Source organism: Methylolobus aquaticus, from assembly GCF_054172105.1.
The window spans coordinates 325,944-344,426 of record NZ_JBSYXP010000004.1 but is presented as its reverse complement, the minus strand read 5'-3'; the positions used below and the strand labels follow the sequence as shown (position 1 = coordinate 344,426).

Sequence of the window (18,483 nt, the reverse complement as noted above, 5' to 3'; positions counted from 1 at the left end):
ACGGCCCGCGTTGCGGATCGAGATTCTCCGGACCTCCCGCCTCAAAGTCCAGCCCGCTCTACGCCTTCGTCTTGAGCGCGCGCGCCAGGGCTGCGGCCATCGCGCCTTGCGGCGCCGGAGCCTCCTGGCGGGTGTCGCGCGGGCGTTTCGGCGCGGCCGGCGTTCGCGGCGCCGGGCCAGTCGCCCTGGCGGCCGCAGACTCCGCCGGAGAGACCGCCTCCTTTTTCATCGACAGAGCAATGCGGCGTCGCTGCACGTCGACCTCCAGCACGCGGACTGCTACCACGTCACCCGCCTTGACGACTTCGCGCGGGTCCTTAACGAAACGGTCCGCCAGATGGGAGATGTGCACCAGACCGTCCTGATGGACGCCGATGTCGACGAAAGCGCCAAAGTTGGTCACGTTCGTGACCTGGCCTTCCAGCATCATCCCCGGCGCCAGATCGGCGAGCTGGTGCACGCCTTCCTTGAAGGTTGCGGTCTTGAAATCAGGACGCGGATCGCGCCCCGGCTTTTCCAGTTCGCTGAGAATGTCGCTCACCGTGGGCAGACCGAAACGCTCGTCGACGTAACGCGCCGGATCGACGCCGCGCAGGAAGGTCGGGTTGCCGATCAGGCCGCGGATATCCTTGCCCGTGTGTTGCATGATCTTCTCGACCACCGGATAGGCTTCCGGGTGCACCGACGAGGCATCCAGTGGATTGTCGCCATCGGCGATGCGCAGGAAGCCGGCGGCCTGCTCGAAGGTCTTCGCCCCGAGTCGCGGCACCTGCTTGAGCTGCTCCCTGCTCCGGAACGGCCCGTGCTCGTTGCGGAACTCGACGATGTTCTGGCCTATGGTCTGCGTCAGACCCGACACATAGCGCAGCAGCGACGTCGAGGCCGTGTTGACATCGACCCCCACCGCATTGACGCAGTCTTCGACGACGGCATCGAGGCTCCGGGCGAGCTGAGACTGATTGACGTCATGCTGATACTGCCCGACCCCGATCGCCTTGGGCTCAATCTTGACGAGTTCCGCGAGCGGATCCTGCAACCGGCGGGCGATCGAAACCGCCCCCCGCAACGACACGTCAAGATCGGGGAATTCCTTCGAGGCCAGTTCGGAAGCCGAATACACCGAAGCGCCGGCCTCGGATACGACGATCTTCAGCAGCTTCAGATCGGGGAAGCGCTTGATGACATCGGCGGCGAGCTGATCGGTTTCCCGTGACGCGGTGCCGTTGCCGATCGCGATCAGCTGGACGTCGTGGCGTTCGCAGAGCTGCGCCAACTGGGCAATCGACTGCTCCCACTGCCGGTGCGGGACGTGCGGGTAGATCGTGGCGGTCTCCAGCAGCTTGCCGGTTTTGTCGACGACCGCGACCTTGACGCCGGTTCGAAGGCCCGGATCGAGCCCCATCGTCGCCCGGGGACCCGCCGGCGCCGACAACAGCAAGTCCTTCAGGTTGCCCGCGAACACCCGAATCGCCTCCTGCTCCGCGGCCTCCCGCAGCCGCTGCAGCAAATCGAGTTCGATCCGCGTCAACAGCTTGATCTTCCAGGCCAGACGAACCGTCTCACGCAACCATGTGTCGGCGGGACGGCCCTGATCGGCAATCGCGAACGTAGCGGCGACTCGGCCCTGACAGTAGCCGTGGACTGCATCCTCGTCGGCGCCGACACGCAGATTCAGGTTCAGAACATCCTCATTGCGCCCACGGAACAGCGCCAGCGCTCGGTGCGACGGAATGACATGGATCGCTTCATCGTAGGCGAAGTAATCCTTGAACTTCGCGCCCGCCTCTTCCTTGCCACCCACGACCGTCGAGACCAGCAGGCCGTCGTTCCAGATCTTCTCGCGCAATTCGTGCAACAACGCGGCATCCTCGGCGAATCGCTCCATCAGGATCTGGCGCGCGCCGTCGAGCACTGCCGCGACATCGGCGAACCCCTGATCGGGCGCCAGATAGTCGGCCGCCAACAGCTCCGGTGTCTGGGCAGGATCGGACAGCAGGGCATCGGCCAGCGGTTCCAGTCCCGCCTCGCGGGCGATCTGCGCCTTGGTCCGGCGCTTCGGTTTGTACGGCAGATACAGGTCTTCGAGCAGCGTCTTGGTATCGGCGTCGAGAATGGCCCGTTCCAGTTCGGGGGTCAGCTTCTCCTGCGCGCGAATGGAGGCGAGGATGGTGTCGCGCCGCTCTTCGAGCTCGCGGAGATAGCCCAGTCGCATCTCGAGCTGGCGCAACTGAACATCGTCGAGGCCACCGGTAACTTCCTTACGATAGCGGGCGATGAAGGGCACGGTCGCACCCTCATCGAGCAGGGCCACGGCCTTGGCCACCTGCGTCGGCGCGACGCCGAGTTCCTGTGCGATACGCGCAATGATTTCCATAGAAAACCGTCCTAGAGTCCGAGGAGGCGGCATTCTAGCAGCAATTTTCTCGCGGCCTCGGCAAAGCCGCGCGCCCTGCTCCGGCGCCGTACAGCCCTCGAAAGGCGTAGGGTTGGACAGCCGGAATCACAAATGTGTAATAATGCGCGATTCGCCCGGCCCAGGTCCGGCCGCGTTGGGCGATGGGAAACGCCAGTTCGAATACCGAGGCCACCGACTGCTGGCGCCGCGCTCCGAAGGAGCCGGAACGCTCGCAAGGATCGCGTTGGGGCGCGAGTATTTTTTCATTACACACCGAAAAATCCTAAAAGAAGTAGTGGGATACACTATGCAAGTACCATTAGAGATCACCTTTCGCGGCTTCCCCCATTCCGATGCCGTCGAAACCAAGGTGCGCGAGAAAGTGGCCAAGCTCGAGCAGTTCTGCGACCACATCATCAGCTGCAAGGTCGCGGTTTCCGCCGAGCACCACCATCAGCATCAGGGCAACCTCTACAGCGTCCGGATCGATCTCGCCGTGCCGCAGAAGCATCTCGTAGTGAGCCGGGACCACCACGACAAGCAGGCGCATGAAGACCTGTACGTCGCGTTGCGCGACGCCTTCGAAGTCGCGAAGCGGCAATTGGAAGAATACGTCCGCATGCAGCGCGGTGACGTCAAGAGTCATCGCTCGCCCCCGCCCGCCGTCTGATCCCCTCGGGAGCATCCGAACAAAACACCTTCGCGGTTTTTGTTCCGGGCCGTGACGGCAAGAGCCGCTCTCGCCGTCACGCGCTCACCTGTTCATCGTGTCCACTGGTTTGAGCCGGTGTCCCCTCCACCGCCCGATACTTCCGAATAGCGCGACGCGACACCGTCTCTCGGTGGTACCGCACCGGATGGAATCACATGGCGACGAAGTCGCTGCCGCTGCCGCCACGATCGCACAAGCCCCCGCTGCCCGGTTTCCGACGGACCCGATCCGCAGCATCGATAACGGGCCGAAGGCCCTCCACGAGCGCGTAGGCGTCGAGTTCCCGCAGCGCGACCCAGCGGGCTTCCGCCGCATCGTCCGCGGCTTGAACCGCATAGTTGCCCTGGCCGACCGCACTGGCCAGAAAATCGATGATGACGTAATGGAAGCTTTCGATGCGTCGCTCCACAACCGCGATGATGGGGCCAACCGTCACGGCCAAGCCCGTCTCCTCGGCGATTTCGCGGCGGCACGTCTCTGCCAAGGTCTCGCCGGCGCACTGTTTTCCCCCGGGCACCGACCACAACCCCTGTGCTGGCGGCCGCCCGCGACGGATCAGCAACACCCGGCCCTGATCATCGAAAACAACGCCGGCGACGCCGGTTGCCGGCGTGGGCGCATACGGCTTGGCAGTCAAGGTTCGGCCCGTCCCGTAGCGCAGGCTGACCGGCCCGGCGGCGAGCACAAATCCCGGAGGGCGGGCGTTGGCGGCGAGGTACACTCTCGGTGGGGCATATGCTATAAACGGGCGCGAGGAAGTCAGCCGAGCGCCGCTGCAGGACGCCGGGTATGGTCGACCGGTCGTAAATCAAACAAAGTCAAATAATAAGGAAATGTGATTCCCCATGAAAACGTCGCGCGAGTCATCCACACGCAATACCCGTCGGGCGGGCGCCGGTTTCCGCGCCCTCGCGGCCCTGTCTATCGCCACTGCTCTGACCGCCTGCGATGACGGCAGCAGCGGCAGTGCATCCGGCCCATCGGCGATGGAAGCCAGGATCGAGGGCAACATCCAGGATCAGCATGGTCCGATCATGAACAGTCGCCTCGAAGTCACGGACAAGAGCGGCGCGGCCATCCAGAGCACCGAGCTGACGAACAACAATCACTACAACATCAAGGTCCCCGCCGGCACCGCTTACCCAATCGTGCTGACGGCTTATCCCCTCGGCGAATCGGCAGCCAATGCGACCCCGGTCAAAGCGGTCGTTACCAGTCCGCTGGCCGACCGGATGGACGTCACTGACGTGTCGACCATCGTGGTGGATTCCGCTCGCTCACTCGGCGGACTGACTGCCGAAAATATTGCGAAGGCCTCCGGAGCGGCGATTGGCTTGCGCCAGCGTGAAGGCGTCAGCGCCGGTGCGGGTGGCGGCGGAGCCGGTCCCGGACAGAGCGGCGGCGGCGTCAGCCGTGGTGGTCACGGCGGCCACGGGGCCCCGTCAGAGGCGGGGGCGCGACCGACCGACAAGCCGGCGACCGAGATGCCGCAGGGACAGCACACGATGCCGGAAGGCGGCACGATGAACCACTGATCGCAGGTCACAGATCCGTAACGATCGCGAGGCTGGCGCCCCAATGGACGGCCTCGCGATTCCGCCGCCTGGTTAGCAACTCCCGCAGCCACTCGCCACGAATCCGGGCACGAGCGGCTGGATCGCCGCCAACCTGGCCAGGATTCGGGCCTTCCATCAAGAGGAAACCCTTAATCCAGCCGGCATCTCCGATGCCGGCCCTATGGGCGGGCTAGAGTGGCAACCCCTCCGTGGGCGACGAGGCCGAAGCAAAACGGCGCCGCGGCATACGCCCGGCGAGAAAGGCCTCGCGACCGGCGTCGATCCCCTTCTTCATGGCCGAAGCCATCAGCACCGGGTTCTTGGCCTCGGCGATTGCCGTATTCATCAGCACGCCGTGACAGCCGAGCTCCATCGCGATGGCGGCATCCGATGCCGTCCCGACACCGGCGTCCACGATGATCGGCACGGACGCATTCTCGAGGATCGTCATGATGTTGTAGGGATTGCGTATCCCCAGCCCCGACCCGATCGGCGCCGCCAGCGGCATCACCGCCACGCAGCCGATATCTTCCAGGCGCTTCGCGACGATGGGATCATCATTCGTATACACCATGACCTCGAATCCTTCCGACACCAGCGCCCGCGCAGCCTCCAGCGTCGCGACCACATCCGGAAACAGGGTCTTCGGATCGCCGAGCACCTCCAGCTTGACCAGGCGGTGCCCGCCGAGCAGTTCGCGCGCCAGCCGACAGGTTCGCAACGCGTCCTCCGCCGTGTAGCAGCCGGCCGTGTTGGGCAGAATCGTGTAACGGTCGGGCGAAATGACATCCAGCAGATTCGGCTGGGAAGCATCCTGGCCGATATTCGTGCGGCGGATCGCGACCGTGACGATCTCGGCTCCGCTGGCCACGATCGCATCGCGGGTCTCGTCAAGGTCGCGGTATTTTCCGGTACCGACGAGCAGACGCGATCGGTACTCGCGTCCCGCTACGACCAGTGGATCGCCGGCGCCTTGTCCGCCACCGATCGCCTGAACGATCTCCACGCGGTCACCTTCTCGCAGCCGGCACTGCGCATAGGTGCCATGCGGCACGATATCCCGGTTCACTTCCACAGCGATACGCCGACCAGCATAGCCCATCGCCTCCACCAGGGTTTGCAGGCTGTCCGCTTCGCGGAGTTCCCGCATTTCGCCGTTTACAAAAACGTTCATGGTCTCACTTGATCGCAACATGAGGGTTGACGTGAGCCGATTCGCGCCGGCCATGTTGACGGCGGCGTTGCACGACGGCATCGGCCAGTAACTGAAGAACGGCCTCGCTGGCCTCCCACCCGAGACATCCATCGGTGATGCTGACACCGTAGGCGAGCGGTTTGCCGGCTTCCAGCGGTTGACTACCGGCGTTCAGGTGGCTTTCGATCATCACGCCGAAGATCCGGTAGTCGCCGTTCGCGATCTGCTCTCCGACGTCCTGGGCAACCAGGGTTTGCCGCTCGGGATCCTTCAGGCTGTTCGCATGACTGAAATCGATCATGATGTTCGCTGGCAGCTTCGCCGCCTCGAGCGCATCCGCCGCCGCGGCTACGCTCACCGCGTCATAGTTCGGCTTCCGGCCGCCACGCAGGATGATGTGGCTGTCTTCATTGCCCAGGGTCGAGACGATGGCCGAATGGCCCGCCTTCGTCACCGACAGGAAATGATGCGGACGCCGCGCGGCGCGAATGGCATCGACTGCGACCTTGACACTGCCGTCCGTGGCATTCTTGAAGCCCACGGGGCAGGAGAGGCCAGAGGCGAGTTCACGGTGCACCTGGCTCTCCGTCGTCCGCGCGCCGATGGCGCCCCAGGCGATCAGGTCGGACACGTATTGCGGGGTGATCAGATCAAGATACTCGGTCGCCGCCGGCATCCCCATCTGGTTCAGGTTTACCAGCAGCTTGCGCGCCAAACGGAGCCCCTTGTTGATGTTGAAGCTCTCATCCAGATCGGGGTCGTTGATCAGGCCTTTCCAGCCCACGGTCGTGCGCGGCTTCTCGAAATACACGCGCATCACGACGACCAGATCGCGCGCCAAACGGTGCTTCAACGACAGCAAGCGGCTGGCATAGTCGAGGGCGGCCTCCGGATCATGGATGGAGCACGGCCCGATGATCACCAGCAGGCGGTCGTCCTCGCCGGCCAGGACCTGATGAATGTCTCGTCGCGCCACCAGCGTGGTGGACGCGGCCTGCCGCGTGATCGGGAATTCCTCCAGCAACTGCTGCGGAGCCATGACCTCGCTGATGGCACGAATCCGAAGGTCGTCGGTGCCGAAATCGGCGCCTGGCGAATTGGGGTCTACCGAGTGATCTTTCATGATTTCTGGGGACGGAGCGCATGTGGCATGGGCCACCGCAGCCGCGGGAAAAGCCCGATATCATACTAGAGAACTTGCCGATTGAGTTAAGTGGCTGAGCCTCCTTGGAAAAGCCTCATCCACTCCTCGCCGCCCGCGACCGGCAAGCGCTCAGACTGATTGGTTCCGCACCAACTCCCCCAGCCGGCGGACCAGGGCATCGGGGTCGATTGGCTTGCGGCAGACTTCCCAAGGCGCGTCGAAACCGTCCGGCGGCGCGCGCCAGTCGACTTCGCCGGTCAGGAACACGACCGGGGTGGCCGTCGCCCATTCGAACCGTTCCCGCAGCACGGCGACGATATCGACACCGGTCTCACCATCCCGCAAGCGGTAGTCCGTTACGAGTGCATCCGGACAGCGGTCGCGGGTCGCCAACAGGCCACGGGCGGTCGCGACACGCTCCACCCCTTCGGCGACACAACCGGCCGAACGCAGTGACTCGACCAGCCCATCCAGGATCAGGCGCTCATCCTCGACGACGAACACGTACTTTCCCTGCAGCGCGTCGCAGCCCGCCCGCGCCGTGGCCCGGCGCGACGCCGCTTCCCCCGCGTCGACAGCCACAGCCAGCGGCATGGTCAGCGTGAAGCGCGAGCCCCGCCCGTCGCGCGACCAGAGGTTCACACGATGATCCGGAAGAACCTCCTGGATCCGGCGCACGATCGCGAGCCCGAGGCCCAGGCCCGGCTGCCTCTTCCCGGTGGGATGATTGACCCGGAAGAACTCATCGAACACCCGCGTCTGGCAGATGGCGGGGATGCCAACCCCGGTGTCGCGGACGACGACACGCACATGACTTCCCGCACCTACCGCGCCGACCACGAGTCCGCCGCGCTCGGTGTACTTGATCGCATTGCAGACGAGATTGCACACCGCCCGCTTCAGCAACGCGCGATCGCTGATAGCCAGGCAAGGCGCGCGGCGCGAAACCCGCAAACGAAGACGGAGCCCCTTTCCGGTGGCACAGGCGCGCAACTCTGCGGCAACCTCGCCCAGCAAACGGTTCACGTCAACCACGACGAGTTCGGGATCGCTGCGCCCGACGTCCCAGGCGTCGCTGACCTCCTTGAACATGGCCCCGATCTCGCGCGCTGCACCTTCGATGGCCGACAGATCGGCCTTGATTTGCCCGGCCGCTGCACGGCCGCATCGTCCCTTGGCGAGACGGACGTACAGTCCGATGATCGAGAGTGGCTGCTGCAAGTCATGAAACGCCGCCGAAAAGAGACGCTCGCGGACATCCGTGAGGTCGGTCAGCCCAGCGCTTGGTCGTTCCAGCCCCCCCGCGGAAAGCACGCCGCGCGCTAGCCCACAACCGGCACGCACTGCGGGTATGCCGATTTCCCTACCCCTGCTCCGCAGCGACACGGCACGCCCACGAGCACGCTGTCGAAGCCGGAACAGCAATCGCAAGCTGAATTCGTGGCGAACGCACAGGAGCATGCCTAAACCATTCGCGACCACCAGAACCGGCAGCCCGCCGAGTGCCGTCGCAGCGCTGACGTCGGCGGCGGAACCCGAGCCGAGGAGGACCAGCGCGCTGACAGCGCCCAGCATGAGCGCCGGTAGGAATAGCAGACCGAGCACGGCCTGGGCGAACAGCACGACACCGGCAAGGCCCGGGACCACCCCGACGGACGCCTGTTCCGAGCCCGCCGGCTCCACCACTCCCTGTATCAGTGCCAATCCGCCGACGGCCGCGAGTGGACCGCAGAGCAGATAGCACGACGCGCCTCTTCTGAAGGCGAGGGGCCGCGTCGCAACCAGCCACCACGTGGCGGCCAGAACCGGCGCCACCCACAGCAAGCCGATCACGCTCAGTTCGCGCGAGAATTCGGGAAAGCGATGAATGTCCCAGACCGTGAACAGGCACCAGACCAGGCAGCCGAGCGCCAGGGCACAGCGGGCCTGCGGATAGATGCGCTCCGCTTGGAATACGCGGAAGGCGGTTTCGTCACCGGCAGAAAACCGGTGGGGCCGCCAGCGGCGACGTAGCGGCAGCACGCTGCGCCGCAGGAGGCGCAGCAACGCGCGGCCCCCACTCCAACCGGATGGGGCCGTTCCTGGCGCCAGCCGCAACCAGTGCGGAAGAGTCTGGATTCGCAATGCCGCCTTCCCCCCGAAAAGACGATCGATCGCCCAGCGCGGATATCAACGTGCCGACATCGTGCTGCGGTACCAAGCAAACCATTGGAACTACACCTTATTGCTGCGGAAGTTGGCAATACGTAAAAACACGTAGAGGGGGTAATCCGGGGTGGGCAGCACGTTAGAGCGGCATAGCCGCAGCCGCCGGGCAGGTCGAGAGCGATCAGGAGCCGGGAGGGCTTGCCTGGCGCCGTTTGCGCGCTAGCGGCGCGGTCGGGTTAGGCGTGGGACGCGCCGCGTTGCTACATGCATCCACCGCACGCCAGCCGAGCAGAGCGGCGACGGCGAAGCCGAAAATCAGCGGCTCCGTGATGTCCTTCTTCACCAGCCACGCGAAATGCAGGACCCCGGCGCCGGCAATGACATAAACGAGTTTGTGCAATCGACGCCAGCCTTTGCCGCCGAGCCGACGGATCATGCCGTCGGTCGATGTTGCAGCGAGCGGGATCAACAGCACGAAGGCCGTAAAGCCGATCGTGATGTAGGGCCTTTTGAGTATGTCCTTGCCGATGGACATCCAGTCGAAAAACTGATCGAGAACGAAATACGTCAGGAAGTGCAGCAGGCCGTAGAAGAATGCGAAGAGTCCCAGCATCCGCCGCAACCGGCCCAGCCAGGGCCAGCCGGCGAGCTTGCGGGCCGGCGTCACGGCCAGCGTGACCGCCAGGAAAAACAGAGTCCACCAGCCGGTTGTCCGCGTGATCTTTTCGATCGGATTCGCTCCCAGCGCATCCCCAAGGCCCTTATGGACCAGCAGGGCCAAGGGCACCAGGCTGGCGGAGAAGACCGCCAGCCTGGCACTCGCCACGAAGGCAAGCGGGGGTTGGTTCCAGCGCATCCCCATCCGCCTCAAAAATACCGCTGCAGATCCATGCCGGCATAGAGTTGAGCGACCTGCTCGGCATAGCCATTGAACGGCAGTGTCGGCCGCTTGAAGAATTCGCCGATCCGGCGTTCCTTGGCCTGGCTCCAGCGAGGATGATCGACGTCCGGATTCACGTTCGAGTAGAAGCCGTACTCCTTCGGGCCGGCGAGATTCCAGGTGGTCTCGGGCTGGGTTTCGGTCAACCGGATACGGACGATCGACTTGGCGCTTTTGAAGCCGTACTTCCACGGCACGACGATACGGATCGGCGCCCCGTTCTGGTTCGGCAGGACTTCGCCATAAAGCCCGACCGTCAGCAGCGTCAAGGGATGCATCGCTTCATCGATCCGCAGCCCCTCACGGTAGGGCCAGTCGAGCACCGTGCCACGCTGACCCGGCATCTGCGTCGGATCCAGCAGCGTGGTGAACTCGACGAATTTGGCGCTGCCGGTGGGCTCCACGCGCTTCAGCAACTCCGCCAGCGAAAACCCGACCCAGGGTACGACCATCGACCAGGCTTCGACACAACGAAGTCGGTAGATGCGCTCCTCCAGCGGAGCCATCTTGAGGATTTCTTCGATGGCAAAGGTCCTGGGCTTGCCGACCGCCCCATCGACGACGACGGCCCACGGGCGTGTCCGCAGCGATCCCGCCCTTTTCGCAGGATCCTCCTTGCCGGTCCCGAATTCGTAGAAATTGTTGTAAGTCGTGACGGACTCGTACGGTGTCGGTTTCTCGTCGATGCGATACGCACCAGGCTTCAGATCGGCGAATTTCTCGGCCGCCGCAAGGCCTCGCGGCAACAGGGCCAGCGCCGATGCGCCCGCCGCCAGTTGCAGCCACCGCCGCCGATCACGGAATACCTCGGACGGTGTGATTTCCGACGGCCTGATATCGGACGCTTTCTTGATCAGCACGGCAAATCTCCTGAATTTGGTCAGCCACCGGCTGAGATTCGCAGATCGGGCTTCGGTTCCGCACCGGGGCCGGAAACACTATGACAAGGCGCCGCCCCGACGATTAAAAAGGCTCCCGGCCGGACATCGCCCCGCGGGCATCGACACGAAAGCGCATCGCTGGCAAGGAGGATCGGCGCATCTCGCTGATGCGCGGCGATCGCCCACCGAGCGGGTAGACAAAAATGTAACGGGGCGCGGCTCGAAACGCCAGACGCGATGAACACCGGGAACAGGCCGCAAAGCCCTCCGGAACGGCGTTGCGTCGAACGGGGCGGGAATGGCCGGACAGGTTGCAGCGCTCACATGGGCCTGGGGGAGCCCAAATGAAAACCCTGCGCGTAGTCGATGTTCATCGCGCTGACCTTCTGCAAGGTCTCGGCGTTCTCGACCCACTCGGCGACGGTCTTCAAGCCCATGACCTTGCCGAGGCGGTGGATGGCCTCGACCATGGTCTCGTCCACACGGTCGTTGGCGATCTCCTTGACGAAGCGCCCGTCGATCTTCAGGTAATCGACCGGCAACGTCTTCAGATAGCCGAAGGACGACAGGCCATTGCCGAAATCATCCAGTGAGAAGCGGCAGCCGAGTTCCCGAAGCTGCGTCATGAAAGGCAAGGCATTGGTCAGGTTCGAGATGGCGGCGGTTTCAGTGATCTCGAAGCACAGGCTGGAGGCCGCGATGCCGCTGTCCTTGATGCGCTCGCTGATGAAATCCAGCGCGTCAGGGTCGCCCAGCGACTGACCGGACAGATTGACAGACAGCCGCGTTCCAGCCCCCTGCACGGCACCGCCACCCTTCAGGGCAGTGATCGTCTCCCCTACGACCCAGCGATCGATCGCACCGATTTGTCCATAGCGTTCCGCCGCGGCCAGGAAGGCGCCCGGCAACACGATGTCGCCCTGCTCGTCCACGAGACGGACGAGCACCTCGCCGAGTTCCAGGCCCTGGTCGGCGGCCCGCACCGGAACGATGGGCTGCCGATAAAGCCGCAGACGGCCTTCCGCCAGCGCCTGCTGCAGCCGCGGCAGCCACTGCATGTCCCCCTGACGTTGCGCCTCGAGGCGATCGTCCGGTTCATAGACATGGACCCGATTCCGGCCGCGGTCCTTGGCCAGATAGCAGGCATTATCGGCCGCTCGCAGCACGCTGGCCGCGTTCTCCCAGCCCCCTGCGATCTTGACCAGACCGATACTGACCCCCACGCCGAAACTCTTGTCCTGCCAACCGAAGCGAAAATCCTGGGCCAGCTCACGCAGCGTATTCGCAATCCGGGTCGCCTCGTCGACACGGCAATGCTCCAGCAACACGCCGAATTCGTCACCGCCGAGCCGGCCGAACGTGTCTCGCGCCCTGATGCGATTTCGCATCAGGGCTGCAATCTGCCGCAGCAGTTCATCACCCGCGACATGCCCGCAGGTGTCGTTGACGACCTTGAATCGATCGAGGTCCATGAAGAGCAGCGCATGCGGATCATGGGGGGCGGCGTGCTGCAGGACACGCTCGAGGCGGCGCTCGAACTCCCGCCGATTGACCAGCCCGGTCAACGCATCATGGGTGGCCTGATGCGTGAGCTGCTGAGCGATGCGGCGCTCTTCGGAAATGTCGCGAAAGGTCAGAACCGTGCCGACCTTCGCGGCCTGCCGGTCGAGAATCGGCGCCGCGGTGTAATGGACATGACGACGGAACCCGCTGCGGTCGGTCAACAACAACTGTCCGGTCGAACGGGACTCAACCACCGGCGGCAAGGCCGTCACGGCGCGCTCGCGCTCATTTGGATCCGCGGCCTCATGCGCCACCTGGAATGCCTCCGCCAGAGGCCGACCGCTCACCTCATGACTGTGCCAGCCGGTTACCTGTTCGGCGATCGGGTTCAGAAAGGTGATGTGACCCTGACGATCGGTGGTGATCACGCCGTCGCCGATGCTGGCGAGGGTGATGCGGAACAATTCCTTCTCCATCTCCAGCCGATCACCGATCTGCTCGAGTTCCACCGTGCGCTGCGCGACGCGCTCCTCGAGCACCCCATGCGATTCCTCCAGCGCCCGCTGAACCTGCCGCTTCTGTTCGACCTGCGCGGCCAGCGCAGCGTGCACTTCGTCCTGCCGTTCCCTCGCCCGGCGAAGATCGTCGATCAGATCGAGGTTCTCGAAGCGCAGCCGGAGCGACCGTTCGACCGTCGCATGCAAACGCCGGGAGATGACCCACAGCGAGACGACGAAGAGCGCGAGCATGGTGCCCATCAACGCATGAGGCTGTTCCTCCTGCAAGAACATGCGGATCGTGAAGGGCACCAAGGCCGGGATCAGGAACAGTGGCGACGCGATCTTCAGCGGCGACAGCGTCGTGACGGCACCGGCCCCCATGCCGGCCAGCACGAAGGCCAGCAGCATCTGATGCGGAACGCTCTGGGGTGAGAAAAAGCCGACGCCGGCCACCCCCCAGAGTATGCCGTTGACTGCGACTCCGGCCAGGAACGGGCGCTGCCACACGGAGCTACTGTCGGCCACGGACGCCGAACGCCGGTACCGCAACAGTAACCCATAGCGCCACACGGTCCAGCCGATCACGATCACGAGCCAGATGCCCAGGAATGCAGGCGACACGCGTTCCCGTAAGCCGACGGCCAACAGCAGGCCCAGTATCACCGTGGCCAGCGCGGCGGACGGGAATTGCTCGTAAAGCAGAGCCACCTGACCGGATTCGATGGCGCGCCGCCACCGCACGGAGCTCGCGAGCCCGTCGTCGCGCGGTGTGTTCATGGCGATCCTATCCGGCCCGCTCCGCGGGCTGCCCGCTTGCGCCGGCTCACGGTTGCCGGCGCCACAGCAAATCCCACCCAAACCGGTCGGGTCGATCGAAGCACATGCCGTTCAAGGAGTCTCCGCGGGTTTCGGTCTGCCGGGTAGCGGCATCCGGTGAGAAATACGAGGCGGGCAATGAACAAAACGCGTTAAGGCTTTCGCTGAACTTTGACTAAGGGCTGGACCGGCCAGGGTTCGGGCTGGCTTACCGCAGATTAGCTTACACCGGATGCGGTGGCGAAGGCATCTCGTGGATTTCCTGAAATCGGGATCACGAGCCAAACGCGAACACCGCTGCCGGAGGCTATATCAATCTCTCCCTCGACCGTAACCATTGCGTCCTGTCAGGTCTACACTAGCCCTCCGTCCACGCTAACCTCGCGCGCCCGGAGAGCTGCGCCCGACTCAACCCACGGAGAACGCTCGTGTCACACCGCACCCTTCCCCCGCAGAAAAAGATGACCGGCATGTTTGGCCACCCGGTCGCCGAAAACCCCATCGACCGGATGTTCGACGCCGTCTACGCGCATTACGGACTCAATTGGCAGTTCTGGAAATGCGACATTCGGTCGGCCGACGAGTTACCCGCCGCGATCCGCGGCGCCGCGGCTCTGGGCTTGTCCGGTTTCTGCATCACCGTTCCTTACAAGATCGCGGCAATACCCAATCTCGATGACGTGGACGAAGATGTCCGCATCATAGGGGCGGCGAACTACGTCACCTTCGACGAGGGCCGCATGATCGGCCATAACAACGACGGGAAGGGTGTTGTGAAAGCCATAGAGAAGGTCACGCCCATCGCCGGCCGGCGCGTCGCGATGTTGGGGGCGGGCGGCGCGGGCAGAGCGATGGCAGTCGAAATTGCGCGGGCGGGCGCGGCCCAGATGACCCTCATCACCCGACGGGAATCCCAGGGAACCGAAGTTGCCGACCGAGTGACACGGGCGACCGGCGTCCCAGGTGTCTGGATGGCCTGGAAGGGTGACGTCACGATTCCGGAGGGCACCGACATCCTGCTGAACGCGACCCATCTGGGCTCGGCCCCCGAGCTGGAACCGGTACCAATCGACTGGAGCCGCATCGCCCCAGGCACCACCGTCGTGGACGTGATCACCAATCCCCGGATCACGCCCTTTCTCGAGACCGCTCTGGGCAGGGGCTGCAAGGTGGTCGACGGAGTGGAAATGCTGGTACAACTGGCCATGCAGATCTTCGAGGCATGGACCGGAATCTCCCCTGATGAGGCCGTGTTTCAGAAGGCCGTGGCGGCGGCTTTGGCGGAGTAATTCGGACGGTAAATCCGTCAAGGACCACGCAACCGAGCGCATAGGTGTGGGCACTGCGTCGGTATGACCCGGGCGCGAGCACTGCCGCAGATGGCCTTATCAGTCGGCTGTCTCCGCTCGTTCGCATCAGCCTTTTGGCGTAAACTTGGTTCGCGCGCAACGGGTGGCACGACGGAATTCCGGAGCCTGCGGGCCCCCGGTGAGGCGCGCCTCGGCGCCGATCTGCGCTGCTGCCAGCCTGGCAGGAAAGGTGAATTTGCGCTCGACCCAGGGGGCCCCGCCCTAGACCCATCATGATCACTGAGACTCAGAAGGACGACCGCCGAGCGCCAGGCCCACCCGATCGCTTTGGTGGACATGTCGTTTGTATTGGCGCCTCCGCAGGCGGCCTGGACGCACTCGAGAAATTCTTCGACGCCTGCCCCGTCGAGACTGGCGCTGCTTTCGTCGTGATCCAGCATCTGTCGCCGGATCACAAAAGCATGATGAGCAACCTGCTGGCGCGGCACACGCTGATGCCGGTCAAGCTCGTCGAAGAAGGCATGCGGCTCGAGGCCAATCAGATCTATCTGATACCACCGGGCGCGATCATGCATGCCAGCGCCGGTTGTCTGCACCTTACGCCGAAGAACCCCCGCGGGCTGACGCTGCCGATCGATATCTTTTTTGCATCGTTGTCGGATGTTTACGGTCCGAACGCCGTCGGCGTGATCTTGTCGGGCACCGGAACGGATGGCACCCGCGGGGCACGGGCGATCAACGCGGCGGGCGGGTTTTTGATGGCCCAGGATCCGGACTCCGCGAAATTCGACGGCATGCCGCGCTCCGCAATTGCGACCGGCGTCGTCGATGCGATCCTGCCGGTCGAGGACTTACCGGGCCGTCTGATCGCACATATCCAGAAACTACCGTACGACGTTGCCAAAGCGGCGCCCAAGGTCGTGCCCTATCAGGCCATGCCTTACGACCAGGTGTTCGCTGCGATTTTGCAGTTGCTGCACCAAGTGTGCAGTATCGACTTTTCGGAGTACAAGCCGGCCACGGTCCTGCGGCGTATCGAGCGGCGCATGCAGGTCCTGCGCATTGGCGAACTCTACCAATACCTCGACCTGCTGGAATCGGACCGCAGCGAAATTCTCGCCCTGCGGCGCGAAATGCTGATCGCCGTGACCAGTTTCTTTCGCGACCCGGAGGCCTTCGCGTTGCTGTCGGAGAAGGTCATCTCGCCAATGGTCGCCGCCAAGGAACGGGGCGATACGGTACGCGTCTGGACCGCCGGCGTGGCCACCGGCGAGGAAGCCTATACGCTCACCATGCTGTTCATCGAGGCCTTCGAGCGGGAGCGACGCTGGCCCAACCTGAAGGTCTTCGCGACGGACGTCGACCAACAATGCATCGAGACGGCCGGTGCCGGTCAATACCCGGAATCCGCCGCGGCGGAACTCTCGCCCGAGCGCCTGGAGCGTTTCTTTGTCCGCCGGGGCGACACCTTCGTCGTCAAGAACGAGTTGCGGCAGTGCATCGTGTTCGCGCGCCACAACGTCTTGGCCGACCCGCCGTTCACGCGCATGGATCTGGTGGTTTGCCGAAACACGCTGATCTATTTCAAGTCAACCGCACAGGAGCGTGTGCTGCGGGCGCTGCAATACGCCGTCAAACAAGGCGGCGCGCTGATGCTCGGTTCCAGTGAATCCCTTTCGGCCGTGTCTGAAGGACTGGAACCGATCAATGCCAAACACAAGCTGTTCCGGCGCAAGGGCGCCCTGTCGCTGCCGTTCATGGACCACAAGACAGGAACGGTTTATGCGCCGCCCGGACGCAGCGCCGCCGTGCCGGGTGCCTACCGGAACCGGCGTGCTCCGGTCGACAACGCCGTCGCCGATGCCGGCATGACCACCCTGCTGGGACTGTTCGCGCCACCGTCCGTCATCGTCAATCAACAGCACGAGGTCGTGCATCTTTACGGTGACGTGAACCCCTACCTGCAGACCCGCGAGGGCGCGGCCAGTCTGTCGGTCGACCGCCTGTTGCCGGACGCCCTCATCCCGGTCGCCTCGGCCCTGTTGTACAAATCCGGCCGCGACCAAAGCTCAATCGTTTCCGACGTGGTCGAGGCGCAGCTGATCAACGGCCAGCGGCGCCGGCTGCGACTGTCCGCACATCCGCTGCAGGGGGACAAGGAAGAGCACCGCGTCCTGTTGTGCTTCCAGGAAGAAGCAGGAGATGAGCGGAACGGGGAAGTCGAAGCGGTCAATGTCGATGCGGAAACGCTCGCCCGGGTCCAGATGCTCGAACGCGAACTCGCGGCCACGCGCGAAAGCCTGCAGGCGACCATCGAGGAGCTCGAAACCTCGAATGAAGAACTCCAGGCAACCAACGAAGAGCTGATGGCATCCAACGAGGAACTGCAAAGTTCGAACGAGGAATTGCAATCGGTCAACGAAGAGATGAGTACGGTCAACGCTGAATTCCAGGAGAAGCTCCTCCTGTTGAACCGCATCAACGCCGACCTCGACGGGATGGCCAAGGCGGCCGGAGTGGCCTCTGTCTTCGTCAATTCCCAACTGCAAATCACGCGGTTCAGCCCGGATGCGACCCAGATCTTCAAGCTGCGCGAGTCCGATCTCGGCCGGCCGCTGGACGACATAACGCACCGCCTGAACTACCCCGGTCTGATGGCGGACCTCGAAAACACACTGCGTACCGAACGGATGACGGAACGCGAGGTATCCTCGGCCACCGACGCGGCGGCCTATCTGGTCCGCATTCTGCCGTACATGATCCCGTCGACGACGGACCGCGGCGCCGTCGCGACCTTCATCGATGTGACTGCCTTTCACGATGCGAAGCGACTGCAGGCGATCCTCGATGCCCTGCCCGAACACATCGCGGTGGTCGATCCCACCGGCACCATCGTCGTCATCAATGCTGCCTGGCGCCGCTTTGCCCAGGCCAATGGTGATCCCGACCTGATCCACTCGGGACTCGGCGCCAACTATCTCGATGTCTGCCGGACGCAAGACGGTCAGGATAGAGAAATCGCCGAACGCGCGTATCAGGGCTTGCGCAGGGTCCTGGAAGGGTCTCTGCCCCACTTTTCGCTTGAGTATCCGTGTCACTCGCCGACCGAGGAACGTTGGTTCCTGATGAACGTGGCGCGGCTCATGGGGGAGGAACTGGGCGCCGTGATCAGCCACGTGAACATCAGCGCCTGGCAACGCGGAACACCGCGATGACCGCCCCGACCTCTGCGGACAGCGGTCGCATGGAGCGCTCAGCATCCGGGAAAAGACACCCGATACACCTCGGGCATTCGATGTGGGCAAGCATGCGGGGCAACGCCTCAATCGGTGATATTGAAGCCGCCGCGCGTTGCGGTTACACGTTGGGCCGCGGCCGGACGG

At 64.1% G+C, this 18,483-nt stretch carries 12 protein-coding genes; 4 read left to right on the top strand and 8 right to left on the bottom strand.

What is annotated here, in order from left to right; genetic code table 11:
- Window positions 1-58: 58 nt before the first annotated feature.
- The gene (locus ACW73L_RS07655; RefSeq protein WP_498921141.1) at window positions 59-2,374 is read right to left on the bottom strand and encodes a Tex family protein; all 2,316 of its coding nucleotides are present in this window, start codon (window positions 2,372-2,374) and stop codon (window positions 59-61) included.
- A gap of 328 nt (window positions 2,375-2,702) precedes the next feature.
- On the opposite strand from ACW73L_RS07655, the gene ACW73L_RS07650 reads away from it, so the two are divergent.
- A complete protein-coding gene (locus tag ACW73L_RS07650) occupies window positions 2,703-3,065 on the top strand; it encodes an HPF/RaiA family ribosome-associated protein (RefSeq protein ID WP_129883521.1) in 363 nt (120 codons plus the stop codon).
- A 193-nt stretch (window positions 3,066-3,258) separates the two neighbouring features.
- Here ACW73L_RS07650 and ACW73L_RS07645 read toward each other — a convergent pair whose 3' ends face one another.
- Complete coding sequence (locus ACW73L_RS07645; RefSeq protein WP_498921140.1) at window positions 3,259-3,744, bottom strand: NUDIX hydrolase; 486 nt, start codon at window positions 3,742-3,744, stop codon at window positions 3,259-3,261.
- Between the two features lie 208 nt (window positions 3,745-3,952).
- Between ACW73L_RS07645 and ACW73L_RS07640 the strand changes: the two genes are divergently transcribed.
- Window positions 3,953-4,642: a hypothetical protein gene (locus ACW73L_RS07640; protein WP_498921139.1), complete on the top strand. Its 690-nt coding sequence runs from the start codon at window positions 3,953-3,955 to the stop codon at window positions 4,640-4,642.
- 211 nt (window positions 4,643-4,853) lie between these two features.
- Here the strand turns inward: ACW73L_RS07640 and thiS are convergent, their stop codons facing one another.
- The 6 genes from thiS to ACW73L_RS07610 all read right to left on the bottom strand — a co-directional run bounded on the left by thiS (window position 4,854) and on the right by ACW73L_RS07610 (window position 13,751).
- On the bottom strand, window positions 4,854-5,837 hold the full coding sequence (gene thiS / locus ACW73L_RS07635) for a sulfur carrier protein ThiS (protein WP_129883523.1): 984 nt from the start codon (window positions 5,835-5,837) through the stop codon (window positions 4,854-4,856).
- Window positions 5,838-5,841: 4 nt separating this feature from the next.
- Complete coding sequence (gene aroG, locus ACW73L_RS07630; RefSeq protein WP_129883524.1) at window positions 5,842-6,981, bottom strand: 3-deoxy-7-phosphoheptulonate synthase AroG; 1,140 nt, start codon at window positions 6,979-6,981, stop codon at window positions 5,842-5,844.
- Window positions 6,982-7,131: 150 nt separating this feature from the next.
- Window positions 7,132-9,048, bottom strand: coding sequence for a hybrid sensor histidine kinase/response regulator (locus ACW73L_RS07625; protein WP_498921138.1), 1,917 nt, complete (start codon window positions 9,046-9,048; stop codon window positions 7,132-7,134).
- Window positions 9,049-9,331: 283 nt separating this feature from the next.
- On the bottom strand, window positions 9,332-10,006 hold the full coding sequence (gene msrQ / locus ACW73L_RS07620) for a protein-methionine-sulfoxide reductase heme-binding subunit MsrQ (protein ID WP_498921137.1): 675 nt from the start codon (window positions 10,004-10,006) through the stop codon (window positions 9,332-9,334).
- A gap of 11 nt (window positions 10,007-10,017) precedes the next feature.
- Complete coding sequence (gene msrP, locus ACW73L_RS07615) at window positions 10,018-10,944, bottom strand: protein-methionine-sulfoxide reductase catalytic subunit MsrP (protein ID WP_498921168.1); 927 nt, start codon at window positions 10,942-10,944, stop codon at window positions 10,018-10,020.
- 347 nt (window positions 10,945-11,291) lie between these two features.
- Complete coding sequence (locus ACW73L_RS07610) at window positions 11,292-13,751, bottom strand: EAL domain-containing protein (protein WP_498921136.1); 2,460 nt, start codon at window positions 13,749-13,751, stop codon at window positions 11,292-11,294.
- Between the two features lie 467 nt (window positions 13,752-14,218).
- Between ACW73L_RS07610 and ACW73L_RS07605 the strand changes: the two genes are divergently transcribed.
- Both ACW73L_RS07605 and ACW73L_RS07600 read left to right on the top strand, forming a co-directional pair.
- Window positions 14,219-15,079, top strand: coding sequence for a shikimate dehydrogenase family protein (locus ACW73L_RS07605; protein ID WP_498921135.1), 861 nt, complete (start codon window positions 14,219-14,221; stop codon window positions 15,077-15,079).
- 293 nt (window positions 15,080-15,372) lie between these two features.
- Window positions 15,373-18,315: a chemotaxis protein CheB gene (locus ACW73L_RS07600; protein WP_498921134.1), complete on the top strand. Its 2,943-nt coding sequence runs from the start codon at window positions 15,373-15,375 to the stop codon at window positions 18,313-18,315.
- The last annotated feature ends 168 nt before the right edge of the window (window positions 18,316-18,483 follow it).

Bases quoted from the DNA above. Each gene is read 5' to 3' on its own strand.
- aroG (WP_129883524.1), bottom strand. From the start codon at position 6,981: ATGAAAGATCACTCGGTAGACCCCAATTCGCCAGGCGCCGATTTCGGC.
- ACW73L_RS07600 (WP_498921134.1), top strand. From the start codon at position 15,373: ATGATCACTGAGACTCAGAAGGACGACCGCCGAGCGCCAGGCCCACCC.
- ACW73L_RS07655 (WP_498921141.1), bottom strand. From the start codon at position 2,374: ATGGAAATCATTGCGCGTATCGCACAGGAACTCGGCGTCGCGCCGACG.
- thiS (WP_129883523.1), bottom strand. From the start codon at position 5,837: ATGAACGTTTTTGTAAACGGCGAAATGCGGGAACTCCGCGAAGCGGAC.
- ACW73L_RS07610 (WP_498921136.1), bottom strand. From the start codon at position 13,751: ATGAACACACCGCGCGACGACGGGCTCGCGAGCTCCGTGCGGTGGCGG.
- msrQ (WP_498921137.1), bottom strand. From the start codon at position 10,006: ATGCGCTGGAACCAACCCCCGCTTGCCTTCGTGGCGAGTGCCAGGCTG.
- ACW73L_RS07650 (WP_129883521.1), top strand. From the start codon at position 2,703: ATGCAAGTACCATTAGAGATCACCTTTCGCGGCTTCCCCCATTCCGAT.
- ACW73L_RS07640 (WP_498921139.1), top strand. From the start codon at position 3,953: ATGAAAACGTCGCGCGAGTCATCCACACGCAATACCCGTCGGGCGGGC.